Source organism: Acidobacteriota bacterium, from assembly GCA_039028635.1.
Taxonomy (GTDB): Bacteria; Acidobacteriota; Thermoanaerobaculia; order Multivoradales; family JBCCEF01; genus JBCCEF01.
This window is the reverse complement of record JBCCHV010000001.1, coordinates 205762-226689: the sequence shown is the minus strand read 5'-3', so window position 1 is coordinate 226689 and position 20928 is coordinate 205762. Positions and strand designations below refer to the sequence as shown.

Here is a 20928-nt window from a genome sequence, read left to right as displayed (position 1 = left end):
TCGTATCGGGCGTTGCGGGATTGCAGTAATCTCTGCAGGACTTTGTAGTCCAGGGAGGGTCGAACCAGGTGACCGAGTTGTCGATACAGGAAGCCGCCCATCCAACGGTCCGGCGGCTCGAAAACGCCCTGCGCCAAGGGGTGCAGGGCCAAGACTCCTTTCTGCGTGGCCTGTTGGTCGCCTTGCTCGCCAACGGCCATGTCTTGATCGAGGGAGTTCCGGGGCTCGGCAAGACGCGCGCCGTTCACCTGCTGGCGCGCCACTGCCAGGTGTGGTTCCAGCGGGTTCAGTTCACGCCCGATTTGCTGCCGGCGGACATTCTCGGCACCCGCATCTACAACCAGCAGTCGGGCCAGTTCGAAACCGTTCAGGGCCCGGCCTTCACCAACTTCCTGCTCGCCGACGAGATCAACCGCGCCCCGGCGAAGGTGCAGTCGGCACTTCTCGAGACCATGCAAGAGCGTCAGATCACGATCGGTCAGGAGAGCATCCCGGTGCCGCGACCGTTTCTGGTCTTCGCCACCCAGAATCCGGTCGAGCAGGAAGGCACCTATCCCCTACCGGAGGCCCAGCTCGATCGTTTCCTGGTCAAGCTGCAAGTCGAGTACCCGCGGCTGGCAGACGAAGTGTCGATCGTCCAGATGGTGATCGACGAGACCGAGATGCCGATGGCCGACGAGCTGGTCTCCCGTCAGCAGCTCGAGGAGCTGCAGGCGGAGGTCCGCGGCATCTTCATCGAGGAGCGTCTGGTGGACTACGCCACCCGCTTGGTGCGGGCGACCCGCGACTCGAGCCAGGTCGGTCTTTCCCTCGACCCCTTCATCGAGCTCGGCGCCTCCCCCCGCGGCTCCATCTCGCTGGTCCAGGCGGCCCGTGCCACGGCCCTGATCGCAGGCCGCGATGCGGTGATCCCGGACGACCTCAAGGCGGTGGCTCCGGATGTTCTGCGCCACCGCATCGTGCGGACCTACATCGCCGAAGCGGAGGCCGTGACCTGTGACCAGATGATCGCCGAGATCCTCTCGGCGGTGCGGGTTCCTTGAGTTCCCCAGAGCGTTCCGAAGCGATCGAGCTGCAACGCCGGGTGCAGCGCCTCGAAGCGGCGGCCCGGCGCAACCTCAGCGGCATGGTGAGCAGTCAGTTCGCCAGCCGCTTACGCGGTCAGGGATTGCTCTACGAGGAGTCGCGGCGCTATGTCCACGGGGATCCCGCCCGCCGCATCGACTGGAACGTCACCGCCCGTCTCGGCGAGCCCTTCGTCAAGGTCCATCTCGACGAGCGTCGGCGGCCGATCGTGCTGGTGGTCGACATCAGCCCATCGATGAAGGTCGGCTTCAGCGGACGCTCCAAGCTGGAGACGGCAGTCGAGATCGCGGCCACCCTGGCGGTGTCGATCCTCGCCGCCGGCGATCACGTCGGTTTGCTTCTGTTCGCCGATCGGTTGGTCGAGGTGGTGCCAGCGGGCGGGGGACGGCGGCAGCTCCACCGGCTTCTGGCTTCCCTGCTGCGGCATGCCTCGGGCGGGCGCGACCGCATCTCACACTCGGACCCGCGGGTGGCGATTCGAGCCCTCGAAGAGGGCCAGAAGCAACGCTCGCTGGTCTATTTCCTGTCCGATTTCTTCGATCACGATGTTGCCGAGGACTTGCGTTACCTGCGCGCCCGCCACCGGGTGACTTTGATCCGGATCGAGGATCCCGGTGAGGCTCTGCTGGCGGGCGGGCCGGTGCGCTTCCTCGGCGCTTCGCCGGAAGGCGAGCTGGCGGCCCGTAGGGTGGGCGGCAAGGCCCCCGACTCCCAGATCGGGGAGCGCGAAGCGAGGCTTCTGCGGGTTGCCCGGTCCCGCGCCATCGGTTGGCTCGAAGCCTCGACGGCGGAGTCGGTTCCGGCTTTGCTGGCGCGCCACTTCCATCGCCGAAGGCGGGCGCCATGACTCCCCTTCCGGGAGGCCTCGGCGACGCCCTGCACTTGCCTGCCCCAGTCCCCGTCGGCAAGGTTGCCGCCTGGCTTGCGGTCGCCGCCGCGCTGGCCTTTCTCGGCTGGCTATGGCGTCGGCGCCGCCGTCGCCACGTCCCTTCCGCGAAGTGGCCAAGGGCAGTGCCCAAGGGGCCTTCGCGGCTCGAGTCGGAGGTCACGGAGTTGCGCGCCGACACCCTGTCGAGGCAACGCTACCGGGAAGGCTGCCACCGCCTCGCCGGCTTGCTGCGGGATGACCTCGACGCCAATCATTCCCCGGGCTGGTCGGCGCTGACCGCGCGCGAGATCGTCGAGCGTAGCCCCAGCCGCCTCGCCCTTCCGCTGCAGCGCGCGGCCCGGCTGCAGTTTCGCCGCCGAGAGCCGTCGCGCCAGGAAGTGAAGGAAGTCTTCGACGCCACCTTGGCGCAGCTCCGGGACGACCCGCCGTCGGTCGTGACGGCGCGATGACCTCGCCGGCCCTCGCCCACCCCTGGGTGCTGTGGTTTCTTCTCGGCCTACCGGTGATCGGAGTCTGGCGCTGGCGCAGGAACCGCCGGCTGGTGCCTTGGCCCGCGGCCCAGCTCGACAAACCGCCCCGCGGCCAGGGCCTCGGCGAGCTGGCCTCCCTGGCCGCCGAGCTCCTGTTGCTGGCCTGTGCGTTGCTCGGCGCCGCTGGTCCCTACCGCTCCAGCCACCTCGAGCTCAGCGAGGCGCGGGGCATCGACGTCACCCTGGTTCTCGACATCTCCCTCAGCATGCTGGCGGAGGACTTCGAGCCCAACCGCCTGGAAGTGCTGCGGCGAGTGGCGGCGGACTTCGTGGCGCGCAGTGGCGAGCACCGCATCGGCGTGGTGGTGTTCGCCAAGGATGCACTGGTCCAAACCCCCTTGACCACCGATCACGGCAGTCTGTTGTCGCTCCTCGAGGCGGTCACCGTCTATGTGCTCGACCAGGAGAAGAGCGGCGGTACCGCCCTCGGCGATGCCCTGCTGGTGGCTGCCGAAGGTCTCGAGGCGGCGCGCATCGACGGCCGCGACCAGGCGGTGGTATTGATCACCGATGGCGAGAGCAATGCCGGGATCGATCCCCTCCTGGCGGCGCGCTATCTCGAAAGCCGGGAGATTCGCCTCTACGCCATCGGCATCGGCGGCACGGAGCCGGTCCAGGTGATGTTCAAGGGGGCGCCGGTCGGTGGCGACAACCCCTACCTCGCCTCCCTCGACGACGCTCAGCTCAGGGCGCTGGTCGCCGACGGCCGGGGGCGCTACTTTCGCGCCCTCGACGGCTCTGCCCTCGAGCAGATCTTCCAGGAGCTTTCGCGACTCGAGAGCGCGCCCCTCGAGCTGCGACGGGTGGAGATCCGTCACCCCTGGACGACACCCTTCGCGGCAACCTGCGGCGCTCTCTTCCTCTGTCATCTCCTGATGCGCGGCCTGTGGCTGCGAAGGCCCTATCGATGATGCGTTTCACGGCCCCCGAGCTCCTCTGGCTGGCTCTGCCCTGGTTGCTCTTCGTCGGCTGGTTCTTCCGCCGCCAAGATCTCGTCGTCGACTGGATCGACGGCCATCTGGCGCCGCGTTTTCGCGCCCTCTTCACCCGCTACCGCCGGGCCTCCCTGAGGATCCACGCCATCTGGGTGTCGCTCGCCGGCGGAGCCCTGATCGTCGCCCTCGCCGGGCCGAGCACTGCCGGCAGCGGTCACGCCGACAGCCGTGGCGACGTCGTGTTGCTGATCGACGCCTCGGTCAGCATGAAGGCGGTCGACGGCGAGCTCGCCGGCCGCCGCGCCCCGCGCCTGGTCCAGGCGCGGGAGATCGCGCGCCAGCTCGTGCGAGCGCTGCCGGAGCGGCGATTCGGCCTGGTGAGCTTCTCGGGCATTGCCACCATCCACCTCCCTCTGACCGCCGACCACGCGGTGCTCGACGAGAGCCTGCGCGTGCTCGAGGAGCACACCTTCTACCAGAACACCGGCTCGCGCTTTGGACCGGCCCTCGACAAGGCGCTGCGCTATCGCCAGGACGAAGGCGCCCTGCAGATCGTTCTGCTGAGCGATGGCGAGCAGCCCCAGGAACCCGACTATCACCCGGTGGTCAAGGCTCTGGCCGCGGCCGAAGTGCCGGTTCATACGGTTGCCATCGGCGGTCTCGAGGGCCAGGAACGGGTGATCTACGACTTTCGCGACATCGTGGCGAAGAAGGAGAAGCCGGGGGTTTTGCGCCGCTTCACCACCCGCCGGGTGGATCATCACCTCGAGTCCATCGCCCGCCACACCGACGGCATCTTCCGGGTGGCTTCGGAAAGCAGCGTCGCCGATCTGGCGCAGGCCATCGACAGCTATCGCGGCGGCCGCGAGCGCGTGGTGACACCCGAGGCGCGGCGCTCCTTCGCCGGCCTCTGCTTGGCCGCCTTCGCGGTGCTCTTCCTGCTCGAGGGTTTCTACCTCCCGCCGCGCCGCTGGAGCACGGCCATGGACTTCGATCTCGATCGCATCGGTCGTCCCCCGGAGCCCGCCATCCAGGGGCGGCGAGGCAATCGCTGGCGCGCCGGATCTTCTCTGCTGCTCCTGCTCCTGCTCGGCTGCAGCGGATCCGCATGGCGAGCCTTCTTGGAGAACGAGCAGGGCATCGCCCGGGATGATCTGGGACAGCACCGCGAGGCCCGGGCCCACTACGAGCGCAGCCTCTCCTATGAGATCCAGGCGGCCCTTCCCAGCCACAACCTGGCGCGGTCGGTGCTGCTGACGGGCGATTACGTCGCCGCCCATGGTCTTTTCCAGGAGACCCTGCAGCGGGATCCGGAGCTGGCGGCGGCGCTCTACAACCATGGCGTCACCCTCTACCGCTGGGGCGAGGCCGAGCGCGATCCGCAGGGCTGCCATCAGGAGAGAACCCTCGAGCTCTGGGGACGGGCCTCGGCGCGCTTCGCGGAGGTCCCCGGCGACAGCCCTTATGCCGCTCGGGCGCGGACCAACGGTGACTTTCTCGAGCGACGCCGGGCCGAGATCGAGGCGGCGATGGCCGAGAGCTGCCCGCCGCCGCCGGAAGGCGCCGCGGGATCCGGCGGTGAGCAGGGCGAAGGCTCCGGCGGCGGCTCCGGGGAAGGATCGGCCTCCGGCGGTGGGCCCTCCGGAGCGCCGAGCCCACCACCGCCGCTGGCTCCTGCCGAGGTCGAGACCATCGAGCAGGCGATGGAGCGCATTCGGCAGCAAAGGCTCGCCGAAGGCAAGTACTTTCGGCGCACCCTAGAAGAGCAGTTCACGCGCGATCAGTGGGCCCAACCGGAGGCCGAGATCTGGTGGTAGCAGCCCCCTTAGGGGTTTGATGAGGAAGGAATCCGCAGACCATCGAGGGACTTCAGGCTCGGGTGGGAGCGGCTGAGGTCGGCGCCCTTCTCCACTCCGGCGATCCCAGCATCGCCGCGCCACTGCCAAAGGGTCCATGACTGCCAACCGGCCGGGAGCGTCGGCTGGGCGACCTCGTACTCGGCGATCCACAGCGGGTAGTCACCGAAGCCAGCGCTGAGATGCTGGTCCCAGAAGCGCTGCGAGGTGTAGATGATCGGTTTGACGCCAAGGGCGGTCTCGACGTGGACGAGCCAGCGCCGCAGGCGCGCGTCGAGGCCCGGTGCCGTGTCGTGGCCGATGAGCTCGATGTCGACCACCGGTGCCAGGTCTCCGGCCCGAAAAGGCACCGTGGCGAGAAAAAACTCGGCCTGCTGAATCGGATCGTCCTCCGTCACGTAGAAGTGATAGGCACCACGCAGCAGGCCGGCTTCGGCCATCGCTGGCCAATGGTCCGCGAAGGTCGAGTCCGCCAGGTCGACACCCTCCGTCGCCTTGACGAAGGCGAAGTCGAATCTTCCGGCGAGGGACGGCCAATCGACCTTGCCGCTGTGGCCGGAAACGTCGACACCGTCGAAATCCTCGGCCGCTACCGGCGGGCTCGCCAGCGCCAAGAGGAGGCAGATCAGGATGAGACCGTGAATCGAGCGGGTAGGACGGGAAGATCGGTCGCGCATGGTGGCCAGTTTACGTTGCCGGATCCGAGATCGCTGTCCCGTATCCTTCTGGCGCAGACACCAGAAGGTTGCGGTCGGACGTACGATAATGAGGCGCTGGAGGGCGAGGAATGATGGTTCTCGCCCGGTCGAGCGCGCTGGACCATGGGAAGGCTGGTCGAACAGGGAATATTTAGAAAGTTCGACTTGAGAATATATTGAATATAATTCCCATAGCGGACCACGGCCCGATGAGACATCCGGGAGCGATTTTTCGCCTTGGTGATTGGAGCTTCTGAGGCATCGCTCGAGGGATTCTGGTAACGCATCGGGTCGCAGTTCACCAGAGCTTATTGATGGTGCTCGATATTTAGAAATTGACGCTTCCCCGAGGAGGGCGTCGGAAGAAGGGAGGGCAGGGTCGCTTTCACGACCCTGCCCCGATGGGCAAGCAGAGACAGGGGCCGAGAAGACTCGCGATCGACTCTGCCCCAAGATGGAGTCCCGGCTAGCGAATGGAAGTACGCATCCCGCTCGAGGCTGGATTCACCAGCCGAGGCAGGCGCTGGAACACCACTCTCGCTTCCCCTACAGAGCAATTGAGGTCGACGACCGGAACGGAGTCGACCAGCGAGTCCGTACGCGGGCGGTGGGTCTCTCCCCTACCCCGGCGTCGGAGGGGAGAGAAAAAGATGAAACGGATCCGTGAATGGCAGCACGGCGAATTCCGCCACTGGAGCACCCGATCGGCGAGGTCTCGCCGGTCTTCCCGCGGTTGGCGCCTTCTGGGAGTGGGCGCCATCGCGCTCATGACCCTTGTCGGCGGCGTGGCCCCGGTAATGGCCGACAGCGCCCCCGGCGGCGTCGCCAAGGTCAGAGCCTTCCTTCTCGAAGGCCTGCTGGCGGTGCGTGGTGAGACGGCCCCTGCCAACGGTACCTATCCGCAGTCGGTGGCCATCTACTCCGGTGGCCTTGACGACAGCGGTTGCTCCGGCGAGCTTCTCGCCACCGCCCCGGTGGATGCGGCCGGTCGATTCGTCTTGCGCTGCAACGACAGCTTCTGCGTGGCCCCGGCATCAGCGCCGGCCGCAGCCGCCGCCATGGTGCAGGCGGCCCGGGCGACCGGCGCCGGCAACACGGCGGCCGAGACGGAGAACGAGGATCTCGCCGTGCGCTCGGCCAATCCGCGGCCGGGCTCCCCGTTCTGCCTCGAGACCGATCTGGGGATTGCGATCTTGGTCGAGATCGATCCTCGACCGGACCTCACGGACCCGTCCCACTTCACCGGACCGCTGGTCGAAGATCTGCCCGAAGGGCTCCCCCACGCCAATGAAGGAGCCTTCGAGGGCGGCCGTACCGGAACCGCCGCGGACACCGACGACAACAACATTCTGCACGAGGGACAGCAGCGGGAAGACGGCGTCTTCAACATTCCCACCAACGGGCCGCCGAGCCCGCTCTACGGCGCCCGCCCCTTCGAGCAGAAGATGCTGCGCTTCGAAGAGTTCGGCACGCGGCCGATCGGCTCCGGCAGCGGCGCGGTGCTCGCCGACTATCCGAAGCCGGCGGATGCCCAGAGCCATCCCGCGCCGGCCGACGTCGAGAGCTTTCTCGGCAACGACCGCCTGGCTCCGACCCCCTCGGTGTTCGCCAACACCGTCGACGTCAATCCTTGGAAGGAGCAGATCGAGGCCTACCTCGAGCGTCCTTTGATCAGCCCGCCGGCGGAAGGTCGTCCGCCGGGCCAGGGCTGGTCCCATCAGCGCTACTCGGAGTTTCCGCCGCAGCAGTGGTTCCAGTCGGTGACCACCGGCGCCCGCGCCAACGGTGGCTCTCGCGATCATCTCCAAGACCACCGCTACAGCGTCGGTGAGTTCGGTCCCGGCGGTCTTTACCACAACCCTTCCGGCAGCGGTCTGGACGGCACCTCGACGGGCATCGACGTGCGCTTCCATCCGGCCATGCCGACGCAGCAGCAGGACACCCTGTGGACCTTCGACGGCACCTTCCCGCCGAAGCTCCTGCAGGCGCGCTACGGCGAGACCATCCTGTTCCGCCACTACAACGGACTGCCGATCGACGTCGCCTCGAATCGCGGCTTCGGCCTGCACACCCTGACCACCCACGAGCACAACGGCCACAGCCCGGCGGAGAGCGATGGTTACGCCAACGCTTTCTTCTTCCCCGGTCAGTTCTACGACTATCGCTGGCCGATGCCGCTGGCGGGTCATGACTCGATCAACACCGACGCCAGCGACCCGCGGGCCGGCCGACCGGACGGTCGGGGCGGCATCATCAACATCCGGGGCGACTGGCGGGAGACCATGAGCACCCACTGGTTCCACGACCACATGCTCGACTACACCGCCCAGAACGTCTACAAGGGCAGTGTCGCGATGATGAACTACTACAGCTCCCTCGATCGCGGCAACGAGGCGGTCAACGATGGCGTCAACCTGCGCCTGCCGAGCGGCAGCGGCCTGGACTGGGGCAACCGCGACTACGACGTCAACCTGTTGATCGCCGACAAGGCCTGGGATCGTGAAGGGCAGCTATGGTTCAACCCCTTCAATATCAATGGCTTCCTCGGTGACCAGTTGCTCACCAACTGGCTCTACAAGCCCTACTTCGATGTCCGCGCCCGGCGCTATCGCTTCCGCATCCTCAACGGTTCCGTGTCGCGCTACTACAAGCTCGCCCTGGTCGACGAGGGCGGCAATCCGGTGCCATTCCACATGATCGCCAACGACGGCAACATCATGGAGCACACGGTCTACTTCGAGAACGGTGTGCTGCCGACCCAGGCGATCGCCGAGCGCTACGACATCATCGTCGACTTCAGCCAGTTCCAAGCCGGCGATCGCCTCTACATGGTCAATCTGCTGTCCCACAAGGACGGCCAGGTGACCGGCGACCCGATCCCGCTGGAGGACGTGATCAGCGGTGTCTACGACGCCCAGGCGGTCGATGACGATGGCGACTTCCTGCCCGATCGCTGGATCGGCGGCGACCCCGCCGTCGGCAAGTTCCTGGAGTTCCGGGTTCATGCCTACAGCGGCACCGACCTCAGCCTCGATCCGGCCAACTTCGTGGCCGGCGGCGACAAGCTGATTCCGCTGCGTCGCCCCACCGAGGAAGAGCTCGCCAACGCTCTCCACCGCACCTTCCTGTTCGAGAAGGAGCCCACCGACGAGAAGCCTTGGGTGATCGAGACCGACGGCAACTCCAAGGGCGTCGGGATGGATCCGCGCCGTCTGACCGCGGCGCCGAGCAAGAACAAGACCGGTCTCGAGGTCTGGCGTCTGATCAACGGTGGCGACTGGAGTCACCCGATCCACATCCACTTCGAGGAAGGCATCATCCTGCGCCGCGGCGGCAAGGAGCCGCCGGAGTGGGAGAAGTGGGCGCGCAAGGACATGTACCGCATCGGACCGCAGGAGGATAGCGGCGCGATCGTCGAGGTGGCGCTGCGCTTCCGCGAGTTCGCCGGCACCTACATGGAGCACTGCCACAATACCCAGCACGAAGATCACGCCATGCTGATGCGCTGGGACATCGAGCACCCCGGCCAGGTCAAGCTGATGCCGACGCCGATGCCGACCTGGGACGGCGTCGACTATGTCGATACGCGCGCCCTGCCGACCTTCCGCACCGGCGATGGCGTCGGTGAGTTCGGTCCGGAGCTCAACGCCGTCGAGAAGTGGGTCGACGTGGCGGTGGTCGAAGAGCTCGACCTGATGAGCCTCGAGATCGGCGACGCCCTCAACCCCACCGAGGACGAGCGCGGAAAGATCACCTACCCGCTGATGAAGGGCACCAACATCGACGGCGGCATCGAGCGCGACGTCTGGTTCGTGCTGCACGACATCGGCGACGAGGAGCTCGCCGACGAGCTCGGCATCATCTACGCTGGCGCGCTGCGCGACACGCCCCTCGACGCCACTTCGCCGGCGACCGTGTCGGACGATGGCGAATGGACCTTCTTCGGCAATCTGCCGAACCCGGTCTACACGCCGGAGGCCCCGCCGCAGGACGATTTCAACACCTACTCACCGCTGCGCCGGGTGCGCATCGGCGAGAAGACGGTGATCGTCAACGCCTTCTTCGTCAAGTGGGGCGAGCAACCCTGGGAGCAGCTGCGTGTCGACCAGAGCTGCGCCGGCTTCCCGGACGACCCGCCCAACACCCGCTGCATGTACAACGGCGCGGTCTGGGGTGGCGATCCGGTGAACTCGGGGCACGCCCTGGCGGTCGACACTTCCGGTCCCAACCCCTACGTCAGCATGAAGCTGCACAAGTCGTGGTTCAAGGACGAGTACCTGCCCTACTACATCGTGGTCGACACCTACCCGTTCCCGCCGGCCCGGAACATGGGCATTCCCTACGTGCCGAAGCATCGCTTCCTGGCCCACACGGCGGTGCCGCTGGTGCAGTTCTTGCCGCCGGAGCCCCTCAACTCATCCTATCCGCCGACGCCGCCGGACGGCAACGGCCTCTCCGGCGGAGGTCCCCTCGGTGGTCAGATCGGCCTGCCGTCGTACTTCATGCCGGGCAGCGAGTTCAGCCCCATGTGGCACATCGGCTTCGCCCATTGGATGGAGCCGGCGGATCACGTCGTGAAGGACCTCGAGGAGGTTCAGTCCCTGCGGGAGGAGGGCAAGCTGGAGGTTCTGGAGTGGCCGGCGGTGCCCAACATCGGCTTGAACAACTACCTGTTCAAGAACGCTTTCCCGCCGCACGTGGTGAACTGTCCGACGCCGATCACCCTCGACATGGCGGTGCACCGCGCGACCCGCTGACCAGGACTCCGGGAAGGGGCGGGCGCCAGGCGTCCGCCCCCTCTCTCCTTGCGGAGACGACATCATGAACAAGCTCAAGATGACGTGCCTGGTGATCGCCCTGGCGGCCTTCGCTACGACCGCCGGTGCCACCTCGCCCTGGGGCGGCCAGTACTTCCCCAATGTCGAGCTGACCACCCACCAGGGTGAGACGGTGCAGTTCTTCGACGACCTGATCAAGGACAAGGTGGTGGTGATCAACTTCATCTACACCATCTGTCCCGACACCTGTCCACTGGAGACGGCTCGTCTGGCCAAGGTGCACGAGCTGCTCGGCGAGCGCGTCGGGCAAGACATCTTCATGTACTCGATCACCATCGATCCGGAGAACGACACGCCGGAGGTGCTGGCCGATTATGCGCGTCGCTTCCGGGCCGGCAAGGGCTGGACCTTCTTGACCGGTGACGAAGATGACATCACCTTGCTGCGGCAAAAGCTCGGCCTCTACATCGAGGAGATCCAGGACGGCTCCAACAACCACAACGTCAACCTGATCATCGGCAACCAGAAGACCGGCCAGTGGATGAAGCGCTCGCCGTTCGAGAATCCATACGTTCTGGCGACCCACATCGGGAGCTGGCTGAGCGGCTGGAAGGCACCGCCGGAAGAACGGCGGGACTACGCCAAGGCCCCCAAGGTGCGCAACATCTCCCAGGGAGAAACGCTCTTTCGCACCCGCTGCTCGACCTGCCACACCATCGGCAACGGCGAGGAAGGCCTTCCAGAAGGGCTGCGTGGGCCGGATCTCCTCGACGTCACCAAGCGACGGGAACGGGTCTGGCTCGAGCGCTGGATCGCCGAGCCGGACGTCATGCTGGCGGAGCGGGATCCGATCGCCATGGGGCTGTTCGCCAAGTACGACGAGATTCCGATGCCGAACATGCGCCTGAGCGAGGTCGACATCGAAGACCTGCTGCGCTACGTCGACAGCGAGACGCGCCGGGTGCACATGCAGCGGGCGCGCGACAAGCGCCGTCAGCGCCAGGGCATCGCCCTCGCCTCGACCCGCAGCGAGTCCCAGCAGGAGCCGGCCGGCGATGTGGTCGCGATCATGAACGCCTGGGTGCGGGAGGCTCATCCCGAGGCCCCGGTCAACGCCGGCTACCTGACGCTGATTAATGTCGGCAGCGAAGACGTCACCTTGATCGGCCTCACCAGCCCGTCCTTCGGGCAGGTCGAGCTGCACGAGATGGCCAAGGTCGACGGTCTGATGAAGATGCGCCGGCTCGCCCAGGTGGTGATTCCGGCCGGCGGCCAGGTGCGTTTCGAGCCGGGCGGCCAGCACTTGATGCTCAAGGAACCCACCAAAGCGCCGGTGCGTGGCGACGCCATCGAAGTCACTCTGACCTTTCTCTCCGGCCGGTCCCAAAAGGCCACCTTGCCGGTGGAGAATCGCTAAGGGGTCAGGGATCGATCGGCTGCGAGGAGGGGGCTTTCCTGCCCTCCTCCTCCACCGGGCGCGGCATCAGACCGAGGGCGACCAGGCGAGCGATCAGCACGGCGAGGAAGAACTGGCCGAGGACGGCCTCGAAGAGCGCCAGGCTGCGCATCGCCGGGTCGACCGGCGTGATGTCACCGTAGCCGACGGTGGTGAGGGTGACGAAGCTGAAGTAGATCAGATCGGCCTCCACCGAAGGCAGACCGTGAGTGGCCCGGAAAGATCCGGGATTCAAAGTCTCGAAGAGTCCGAAGCCGATTCCGAAGGTCAAGCCGAGCAGCAGATAGACGGCGATGGCGCCCTGTAAGCGGTGACCGGTGACCGGGCCGGGCCGGAAGACCTTGGCGAGGATGCCGACGGCGGTGAGGCCGTAGAACCCGATCAGCGAGGTGCGGCAAACCACGCCCGCCCAGTGGCCGGGTGAAATCTCGCCGAGCCAGAGGGTGATCACCGCCACCGTCGCCAGCACCAGGGCGAGTCGTCGCAGCCGCGGGGTGGCGGCGACGGAGAGACCGCCCCCCACCAGCACGGCGGATTGAAAGGCCGCCAGCCAGACCTTGCCGGCCGCCTCGAGGTGCACCATCGGGTAGATCACGAACAGCACCAGAACCAAGCTCAACAGCAGGATCGAGAGGCCGGGATCTCCGGCCAGGACTTGTTGCAGGGGCTTTCTCGGCGTCATCCCGAAATGCTACCGCGGGCGGAGCAGCCTGGCCTTTGGCACTACAATCGAGGTACGACCGACGACCTTGGGAGGCTCCATGGAATCTCGCATCCACTATCGCGCCTGCACTCTGTGTGAGGCCATCTGCGGTCTCGAGATCAAGGTCGAGGCCGGCGCCATCACCTCGATACGGGGCGATACCGAAGATCCCCTGAGCCAAGGGCACATCTGTCCCAAGGCGGTGGCTCTGCAGGATCTGCAGAGCGATCCCGATCGCCTGCGCCGGCCGCTGCGCAAGACCGCCGAGGGCTGGCAGGAAATCCCCTGGGACGAGGCCTTCGAGGTCGCCATCTCCGGCCTGCGGCGGGTGCAAGACCGCGCCGGGGCCGACGCTGTCGCGGCCTATGTCGGCAACCCCAACGTCCACAGCTTCGGCAATCTCCTCTTCCTGCCGGGCCTGCTGCGCAGCCTGGGCAGCCGCAATCTGTTCTCCGCCACCTCCGCCGATCAGCTTCCCCACCACCTGGCGTCGTACTTCGTCTTCGGTCACGGATTCCTGCTGCCGGTGCCGGATCTCGACCGTAGCGATTTGCTGGTCGTCTTCGGAGCCAATCCGGCGGTCTCCAATGGCAGCATGATGAGCGCTCCGGGGATGCGGCGCCGCCTCAAGGCCTTGCGCCAGCGGGGCGGCCGCCTGGTGGTGTTCGATCCCCGTCGCACGGAGACCGCCAAGCTCGCCGATGAGCATTACTTCCTGCGCCCCGGGAGCGACGCCCTGGTGCTCGCCGCTCTGGTCCAGACCCTTTTCGCCGAGGGGCGAGTGGACCTGGCACACCTCGCCGATCACGTGACCGGATTGGCGGACCTCGAGGCGGCCGTCGCCGGCTTCACGCCGGAGGCCGTGGCCGCGGCATCGGGAGTCGAAGCGGTGGTTCTCCGGCGCCTGGCGCGGCAGCTGGCGGCAGCACCCTCGGCGGCGGTCTACGGTCGCCTCGGCACCTCTGTCCAGAGCTTCGGCACCACTTGCCAGTGGCTCCTCATCGCCCTCAACCTGCTGACCGGCAATCTCGACCGCGAAGGTGGCGCCATGTTTCCCCTGCCGGCCTTCGAGCTGGTGCGCAGCTCTCCGGGCCAGCGCAACTTCGATCGCTGGCGCAGTCGCGTGCGGAACCTCCCGGAGTACGGCGGCGAGCTGCCGGTGGCGACCCTCGCGGACGAGATCACGACCCCCGGTCCGGGCCAGGTCAAGGCCCTGCTGACGGTCGCCGGCAACCCGGTGTTGTCGACCCCCAACGGCAAGCGCCTGGAGGAAGCCCTCGAGGGGCTCGAGCTGATGATCGCGGTCGATTTCTACCTCAACGAGACGACTCGCCATGCCGATCTCATCCTGCCGCCCACGGCGCCCCTCGAGCGGGATCATTACGATGTCGTCTTCAATGCAATGGCGGTGCGCGACGTCGCCCGCTACTCGGCCGCCGTCTTCGAACCTCCCCCGGGGGCGCTCCACGACTGGCAGATCCTGCATCGCCTGCGCCTCGGTCTCGACCGCGGTCTGTCCACCGAAGCGCGCCAGAAGCTCGAGTGGAAGGGCTCCCAAGGGCCGCGCGGAATCCTCGCCCTCGGTCTCGACAGCGGTCCCTACGGTGCCGCCGCCTCGGAGCGGCCGGGGGGTTCGCCGCAGGTCGACTTCGCGGCATTGCAGCAGTCCGTCCACGGCATCGATCTCGGCCCACTCAAGGCGGGAACGCTGACGAGTCGCTTGCGCTCCACCAGCGGCTGCATCGAGCTGGCGCCCGAGCAGCTCATCGCCGACCTCGATCGCCTCGCCGCGGAGCATCGCGGGATGGCCGCCGGCGGAACGGTGCTGATCGGACGTCGCCACGTGCGGTCCAACAACTCCTGGATGCACAACTCCTCCCGCTTGATGCGCGGCAAAGCCCGCTGCACCCTGCTGGTCCATCCAAGGGACGCGGCGCGCTTCGACCTGCGGTCGGGGCAAGGGGCGCGGGTCGAGTCGGCTCGCGGCAGTCTGGTCGCGGAAGTCGAGGTCAGCGACGAGATCATGCCCGGAGTGGTCAGCCTTCCCCACGGCTGGGGTCACGGTCGCTCGGGCACGCGACTGGCGGTTGCCAATGCGACACCGGGGGTCAGCGTCAACGATCTGACCGATGAGGGGCAGGTCGACGAGGTCTCCGGAAACGCCGTTCTCAACGGCGTCCCTGTGACCCTCGCCCCGGCCTGAGCCGGCGTCGAAGCCGCCCCGTGGGACCGTCCCGCCTGGGAACTTTCGGGCTCTGTCCGTCTCCTTGGAAGACGAGGCCCACCGAGGCTCATGCTAATCTTTAGATATTCGTAAAGCTTAGCGTCAACCCTTCCGGCAAGGAGCTCGAAGTGACGCAGACACCCCTGGCAGGCCCCCTCGAGGTGCTGGAGCTCGGCGACGGGACGACGGCGCCTTTCTACGTCGTACCCTTCGACAAGGCGGGCGTCCCGACCGGACCGCGAACTCTACGGCACCTGATCGCGGCCGCCGAGAGCGGTGAGTTCAGCGATCTGTTTCTCTTCTCTCACGGTTGGAACAACGACTGGCCGACCTCCCTGGCGCGCTACCGGGCCTTCTTTTCGCAGTTCCAGCGGCTGCGCCAGCAAGCCACCATGGCACGACCTTACCGGCCTCTCCTGGTTGGGATCTTCTGGCCCAGCACGGCGCTGGTCTTCGGCGAGGAGAAAGGACCTCGCTTCGCAAGCCCGGAAGCTTCCGATGAAGCGACCGGCGAGCGACTGGCGGAGATCGACCAGATCGCCGCCCTCCTCGAGCCGTCGCGACGGGCCGCCTTCTACGATCTCGCCACTGCCGACCGGCTGCCGCCGGCCGACGCTCTCGAGCTGGCGCGGCTGGTTTTACCCTTGCTCCAAGACACCGAGGATCCTTCGGCGGACGCCAGCGATTTGACGGCGGAGGATCTGCTGGAGATCTGGCGCACCGTTCCCGGCGCCACCGAGGAGCCGGAGGAAGAGGACGACGAGGGCTTCGGCATGGCCGGCGAGGACGCCTCTCTCCGCGAAGGCCCGGCGGCGGCGGGTTTGTTCTCCTTCCTCGACCCGCGCAAGCCGTTGCGCATGTTCACGGTGTGGAAGATGAAGGACCGCGCCGGTCGCGTCGGCAGCGCCGGCGTGGCGGACTTGTTGCGCCAGCTACTGTCAGCGGCTCCTGCGATGGCGAGCCACCTGATCGGCCACTCCTACGGCTGCAAGGTCGTGCTGTCGGCGATCGTCGGTCGCCAGGCCCTGCCGCGAAACGCCGTCTCATCGCTCCTCCTGCTGCAGCCGGCAATCAACTTCTGGGCCTTCGCCGAGAACGTCGCCGGCGAGGGCTTCGCGGGCGGCTACCGGGACGCCCTGCGGGTGGTACGGCAGCCGATTCTGTCGACCCTGTCGAAGCATGACTTCGCTCTCCGGCGCTCCTTCCATCTCGCCGTCACGCGGCGCAAGAAGGATCTCGGAGAGGTTCGGATTGCGGCCATCGGCGGACCCGAGCGTTACGGTGCCTTGGGCGGCTGGGGACCGAGGGGCTGTCCGCCGGCGGAGTGCGAGACCATCCCCATGCCCGCCGAGGGCGAACCCTATCCGTCGCTCCGCGCCGGCTCGCCCCAGATCTTCGCCCTCGAGGGCTCGGAGCTGATCGCCGGCCACGGCGATATCACGACGCCCCACACCGCCTGGGCGCTGCTGCAGCAAGTCCTGTCGCCATGAGGCTGCGGCGTTGAGGGAGATCGTGCGACGTCGGCAGCTCAGCCGCATCCGTCTGTCGATGACCAACAAGCCCGAGCCGGACAGCTTGCGCTGCGAGCTCTTTCGCGGTGACGAAAGCCTGACGCGGGAGGCGACCTTCCCGCTCGCGGACTTCGGCCTCGCCAAGGTCGAGGGATCCCGCCGCAGCTCACGCCGAGGGCGCCGCGATCCCGCCAGCGTCGCCCACCCGGCCAGCGGCTTGGCCGACTTTGCCGCCTCTCTGCTCGACTTCCTCGAACCCGGAGAGGTGGTCTGGCTCGAGCTCGGCCGCCCCAAGGGCATCCTGCCGCTCCTGCCCTGGGAGCGCTGGCTCGGACCGGCGATCGATCATCCCATCCTGCGACTTCCGCGCTACTTCGTGCGTCCCGTTCGGCCGGCGGATCGACTGCAAATCGCCTACTGCTCGAGCTCTCCCCATGCCAAGAGCGATGTCGACGTGGCAGAGCTCCTCGGGCGCACCTACCAGGCCCTGCACGCCGCGGGAGTCCCCGCCGACATCCAGGTCTTCGTCGACTCGGCGGCCGCGGACGGGGTCCGCTCGGTGGTGCCGTCGCCGGGCGTCGACCTGACGATCCACGACGCCACCTCCTCGGACGGCTATGCCGACTCCGCTGCTGCGACTCCGCTGCTCAATCCCTGGCTGCGCTGGATGACCGCTTCGCTGCCGCCCCGCGGCGTCGATCTCTTCCATTTCGTGGGTCACGGCTACCTGTCTCAGGGACGAGGCTTTCTCGCCTACGCCCAATCACCGACCCGCAACACCGATCCCCGCTGGTCGCGTTTCATCGGCCATGAGGAGCTCACCACCTTCCTCGACCTGGTGGGAGCCAGCGCCCTGGTCCTGACCTCGCCGCCGGGCAACTACAGCTTCTCGGGGCTGCTGGGACTCGCCGACGAGGTGGTCGCGACACGCCCCGGGCCGGTCATCACCCACGATTACGCCAACGATCCCGCCGGCGATGCCCTGAGCACGGCTCTCGCCTTCCTCTACGGCGACTCCCCTACCCTGCCGCGTTCGCCGGCGGTCTCCCTGGTCGCCCATCCGGACCGCTTGTCGCCGTCGGCTGGTGAAAGCGCCGACCAGGAGGCCCCCACCCGCTCCTATTCACGTCCCGCTCTCGGCCGCGGCGAGACTGAATCGGTCGATCCGCCGGATCCCTTCGACCGCCTGAAGGTCTTGTTCGGGACCAGGGGCGGCGACCAAGGGCCGGAGGTGAAGCGCAGGATTCGTCGCGACTACACTCTCGAAAAGGTCATTCGGAAGCGCGACGAACAGCGGGCTCGATTCTCCCGCTGGGTGCAGTCCAGCCAGCGCATCCTCGAGCGCCATACGGCCCAACTCGCCGCCAAGGAGATGGCGAGCTCGAAGCCGGGAAGCGCCTCCCAGAAGGGCCGCGAAGCGGCGCTGCGCTATGTCGCCGAAGTCCTCGGCGAGAGCTCCGGAGACGAGTCGTGACCCGGCGCGCCGTGTTCAGCCTCGATCGCCTGCAGGATCACGGGCACATTCTGAGGATCGAGGAGGAAGTCGTCCATCTGAACAATGGCGCTCGTCAGTTCAGCCTCGATCTCGGCTCCCTCGAGGGTGCCTTGACGGCCCTTTCCCAAGGCGCCACGCCCCCGGGGGCCATCGGCCGGATCGGCAGCGCTCTGTTCCGACTCCTGACGTCCCATCGAGCGATCGAGCAGCAGGTGCTGGCCTGCCACCACAATGGCTGTGGCCTGCTGATCGAGGATCTCGAGCCGGAGGCCCAGGCCCTGCCCTGGGAGACCCTGCGAGACGCCGGCGGCAACTTTCTGGCCTTCGGAGATTCACCGCTCCTCGGGCGCACCGTCACGCCGCTGCGGCAGCAGACCCCACTGACCCGTAGCTGGGAGCGCAAGTTGCGAGTCTTGGCGGTGCTCGCCGCCAGCGGTGCGCAATCGGACCTGCGGCTGTTGACCGCGGTATGTGAGCTCGAGGCCCTGGTCGCGGGCTTGTCGGCTCCCGGTGGCCCACCCTTCGAGCTCCTCGTCGTCGGCTGTGACTTCGACCTCGGGACGGATCCCGCCGAGGATGTCCGCCGGGCGGTCGAGGCGATGCAGAATCCCGCCGTCGGATTCCAGCCCCTGGCCGGTTTCGGCACCCTGAGGGACAGTATCGAGGCCTTCGAGCCTCACCTGCTGCACTTCTTCTGCCATGGCTTCGCCGACGACGAGATGGCGCCGCGCCTCGAGCTCGCCCTGCGCGACGACCAGCTCGTGCGGCGCCCGCGTGGCACTCTGGTTCTCGAGGCTTCGGATCTCGAAGAGCTCCTCGAAGCACAGAATCAGCTCTGGCTGCTGGTGCTCAATTGCTGCCTCGGTGCCGCCGCCACCGAGAGCATCTCTTTCGCCCGTGACGTCATGGCGCGGCCGGCCCTCGACCTGCCGGCGGTCGTCGCCATGCGCGAAGCGGTCGATCGCCGCGATGCCCATCTCTTCACTAGCAGCTTTTACCGCGAGGTCGCCGAGATCACCGCTCGCCAGGCCAGTTCCCCGAACGCCGCCGACCTGCAGTGGGCCGAGACGCTGCCCGCCGTCCGCAGCGCGATCTGCCGCGAGCGCTGCCAGGCCCTGAGCAATGCCGAGCATTGCCGGGAGTGGTCCAATCCCGTGATCTACGTTCGGCGAGAGCCGTTTCGCGTCGTGCCGGTAAGCGCAGCCAGCGCCGAGGACGACCGGGAGGAGCGCATCGAGGAGCTCGAGAGCCAGATCGCGATGCTCAAGTCGCTGCGCGACGAGCTCTCCCAAGTACCCGACATCCCGGCCGACAAGATCGCGCTCCTCGACGAACGGATCCGAGAATTGCGGCGCAAGCTGGCGCAGTTGCTGTGAGCTTCGACCTTCCCCCGTTGCGGCTGAACGCCTTCACCGGCGAGGACCAGCCGGTCACCGGGACCTTCGGCACCGGCTGGATTCCCTGGGCTCTCGACGAGGCGGCGGGACGCCCTCGAGCCGACTTCCTGAGGCCACCGGAAGAAGCGAAAGAAGGGGATTGGCAGGATGCGCGCATCGGCTGGGGCCTGGTCCTGCCCCCCGGTCAGGCGCTGTCCGACGCCGCCACCTGCGTCCAAGACCTGGTCAAGGAACGCCGCGCCCGCCTCGGGAGGGTGCCGGTCTTCCATCCCTTCCCGCGCCAAGATCCGCGGGCCAACACCATGCTGATCGATCTCGAGCAGGACAACTCTCCGGTGATCGACGGCTCGGACTTCGGTGTCGCCGCCGGCAGTATCCCGAAGTACATCCTGCTTCTCGGCAGTCCGCGTGAGATCTCCTGGGAGCTCCAGGAAACCCTCGCGATGTCGCGCTTCGTGGGCCGCCTCGACCTTCCCCTCGCCGGTCTCGAGCGCTATATCGCTCATCTCATGTCGGGGTGGGACGGCGCCACCGCCCGGCGCGATCGCACCCTGACCTGGGCGGTCCAGCATGACAGCCAGGACATTACCAAGACGCTGCGCTCGACGTTGACCCGCCCACTGCATCGGCTCTTCGCCGGCGACGAGGACATCGCAACCGGCGCTCGCTTCCTCGATGGTCGTGCGACCGCCGTCACTGCCGAGGATCTGCGGGACGGTCTGGCCTCGCACCAACCGATCATGGTGGCGACGAGCAGCCACGGGCAGACCGGACCGCTGCATGATCCGGCGGCGATGGCGGCGAATCTCGGACTGTTGGTGGGTCACGACACGGTCCTGCTCGATCCCGCAGACCTGCTCCGCCACTGGCAGCCGGCGGGCGCCATTTGGTTCGCCCATGCCTGCTGCTCCGCCGGCAGCAGGTCGAAGAGCGCCTTCGACGGCCTCTTCGACCTCGCCGACCCGATCGGCGAGGTACTCGCCGCCGTTGCCGCCCTCGGCGACCGCACGGCACCGCTGCCCACCGCCCTCTTGGGGGCCGAGCAGCCTCTGCGCGCCTTCATCGGCCAGGTCGAACCGACCTTCGACTGGACGCTGGTGCAGCCGGAGACCGGTCAGCGGCTGACGGCCCTCTTGGTGAAGCCCCTCTATGAGCGCATCTTCGGCGAGAAACCGGTCGCCATGTCCCTCCAGCCTTGGCACGGTCGAGCAGCGACCCTGAATCGCAATTGGCAGGAGATGGTGCGCGCCATCCGTGACGGCTCGCGCGCCCTCGCTCCGGAGATTCTCTATCCCCGTTTGGCCGCCGCAGACGTCACCTCGACGGTGCTCCTCGGAGACCCGACGGCGGCCTTGCCGAGGACCCCTTAG

13 protein-coding genes and 1 pseudogene are annotated in these 20928 nt (G+C 67.3%); 12 read left to right on the top strand and 2 right to left on the bottom strand.

The annotated features are described in order from the left end of the window. Positions 1-68: 68 nt before the first annotated feature. The 5 genes from AAF604_00895 to AAF604_00875 are packed head-to-tail and all read left to right on the top strand — an operon-like array spanning position 69 to position 5257. Positions 69-1043, top strand: a complete 975-nt coding sequence (locus AAF604_00895) for a MoxR family ATPase (GenBank protein MEM7048177.1) — start codon at positions 69-71, stop codon at positions 1041-1043. Then, positions 1040-1933, top strand: a complete 894-nt coding sequence (locus AAF604_00890; GenBank protein MEM7048176.1) for a DUF58 domain-containing protein — start codon at positions 1040-1042, stop codon at positions 1931-1933. The genes AAF604_00895 and AAF604_00890 overlap by 4 nt, the downstream gene beginning before the upstream one ends. Next, positions 1930-2424: a hypothetical protein gene (locus AAF604_00885; protein ID MEM7048175.1), complete on the top strand. Its 495-nt coding sequence runs from the start codon at positions 1930-1932 to the stop codon at positions 2422-2424. Before AAF604_00890 ends, AAF604_00885 begins: the two co-directional genes overlap by 4 nt. Continuing rightward, positions 2421-3416, top strand: a complete 996-nt coding sequence (locus AAF604_00880; GenBank protein ID MEM7048174.1) for a VWA domain-containing protein — start codon at positions 2421-2423, stop codon at positions 3414-3416. The genes AAF604_00885 and AAF604_00880 overlap by 4 nt, the downstream gene beginning before the upstream one ends. Further along, positions 3413-5257 (top strand): VWA domain-containing protein, encoded by a 1845-nt coding sequence (locus AAF604_00875; GenBank protein MEM7048173.1) that lies wholly within the window; start codon positions 3413-3415, stop codon positions 5255-5257. The genes AAF604_00880 and AAF604_00875 overlap by 4 nt, the downstream gene beginning before the upstream one ends. Before the next feature lie 8 nt (positions 5258-5265). Here AAF604_00875 and AAF604_00870 read toward each other — a convergent pair whose 3' ends face one another. Continuing rightward, the gene (locus AAF604_00870; GenBank protein MEM7048172.1) at positions 5266-5973 is read right to left on the bottom strand and encodes a GH25 family lysozyme; all 708 of its coding nucleotides are present in this window, start codon (positions 5971-5973) and stop codon (positions 5266-5268) included. Between the two features lie 1223 nt (positions 5974-7196). On the opposite strand from AAF604_00870, the pseudogene AAF604_00865 reads away from it, so the two are divergent. Next, positions 7197-9638: pseudogene (locus tag AAF604_00865) on the top strand (multicopper oxidase domain-containing protein). A 1177-nt stretch (positions 9639-10815) separates the two neighbouring features. Further along, a complete protein-coding gene (locus tag AAF604_00860; protein MEM7048171.1) occupies positions 10816-12189 on the top strand; it encodes a copper chaperone PCu(A)C in 1374 nt (457 codons plus the stop codon). A 4-nt stretch (positions 12190-12193) separates the two neighbouring features. On the opposite strand, the gene AAF604_00855 is transcribed toward AAF604_00860, so the two are convergent. Continuing rightward, the gene (locus AAF604_00855; protein ID MEM7048170.1) at positions 12194-12910 is read right to left on the bottom strand and encodes a potassium channel family protein; all 717 of its coding nucleotides are present in this window, start codon (positions 12908-12910) and stop codon (positions 12194-12196) included. A gap of 79 nt (positions 12911-12989) precedes the next feature. Here AAF604_00855 and AAF604_00850 point away from each other — a divergent pair, with 79 nt between their 5' ends. From AAF604_00850 to AAF604_00830, 5 genes are all read left to right on the top strand, one after another. Then, positions 12990-15134, top strand: coding sequence for a molybdopterin oxidoreductase family protein (locus tag AAF604_00850; protein MEM7048169.1), 2145 nt, complete (start codon positions 12990-12992; stop codon positions 15132-15134). Positions 15135-15283: 149 nt separating this feature from the next. Further along, the gene (locus tag AAF604_00845) at positions 15284-16645 is read left to right on the top strand and encodes a hypothetical protein (GenBank protein MEM7048168.1); all 1362 of its coding nucleotides are present in this window, start codon (positions 15284-15286) and stop codon (positions 16643-16645) included. Positions 16646-16667: 22 nt separating this feature from the next. Then, the gene (locus AAF604_00840; GenBank protein ID MEM7048167.1) at positions 16668-18140 is read left to right on the top strand and encodes a hypothetical protein; all 1473 of its coding nucleotides are present in this window, start codon (positions 16668-16670) and stop codon (positions 18138-18140) included. Next, positions 18137-19537: a CHAT domain-containing protein gene (locus AAF604_00835; GenBank protein ID MEM7048166.1), complete on the top strand. Its 1401-nt coding sequence runs from the start codon at positions 18137-18139 to the stop codon at positions 19535-19537. The genes AAF604_00840 and AAF604_00835 overlap by 4 nt, the downstream gene beginning before the upstream one ends. Then, a complete protein-coding gene (locus AAF604_00830; GenBank protein ID MEM7048165.1) occupies positions 19534-20928 on the top strand; it encodes a hypothetical protein in 1395 nt (464 codons plus the stop codon). Before AAF604_00835 ends, AAF604_00830 begins: the two co-directional genes overlap by 4 nt.

Excerpts from the sequence above, each read along its gene's own strand:
- AAF604_00885 (MEM7048175.1), top strand. The coding sequence starts at position 1,930 with ATGACTCCCCTTCCGGGAGGCCTCGGCGACGCCCTGCACTTGCCTGCC.
- AAF604_00880 (MEM7048174.1), top strand. The coding sequence starts at position 2,421 with ATGACCTCGCCGGCCCTCGCCCACCCCTGGGTGCTGTGGTTTCTTCTC.
- AAF604_00875 (MEM7048173.1), top strand. The coding sequence starts at position 3,413 with ATGATGCGTTTCACGGCCCCCGAGCTCCTCTGGCTGGCTCTGCCCTGG.
- AAF604_00870 (MEM7048172.1), bottom strand. The coding sequence starts at position 5,973 with ATGCGCGACCGATCTTCCCGTCCTACCCGCTCGATTCACGGTCTCATC.
- AAF604_00860 (MEM7048171.1), top strand. The coding sequence starts at position 10,816 with ATGAACAAGCTCAAGATGACGTGCCTGGTGATCGCCCTGGCGGCCTTC.
- AAF604_00855 (MEM7048170.1), bottom strand. The coding sequence starts at position 12,910 with ATGACGCCGAGAAAGCCCCTGCAACAAGTCCTGGCCGGAGATCCCGGC.
- AAF604_00850 (MEM7048169.1), top strand. The coding sequence starts at position 12,990 with ATGGAATCTCGCATCCACTATCGCGCCTGCACTCTGTGTGAGGCCATC.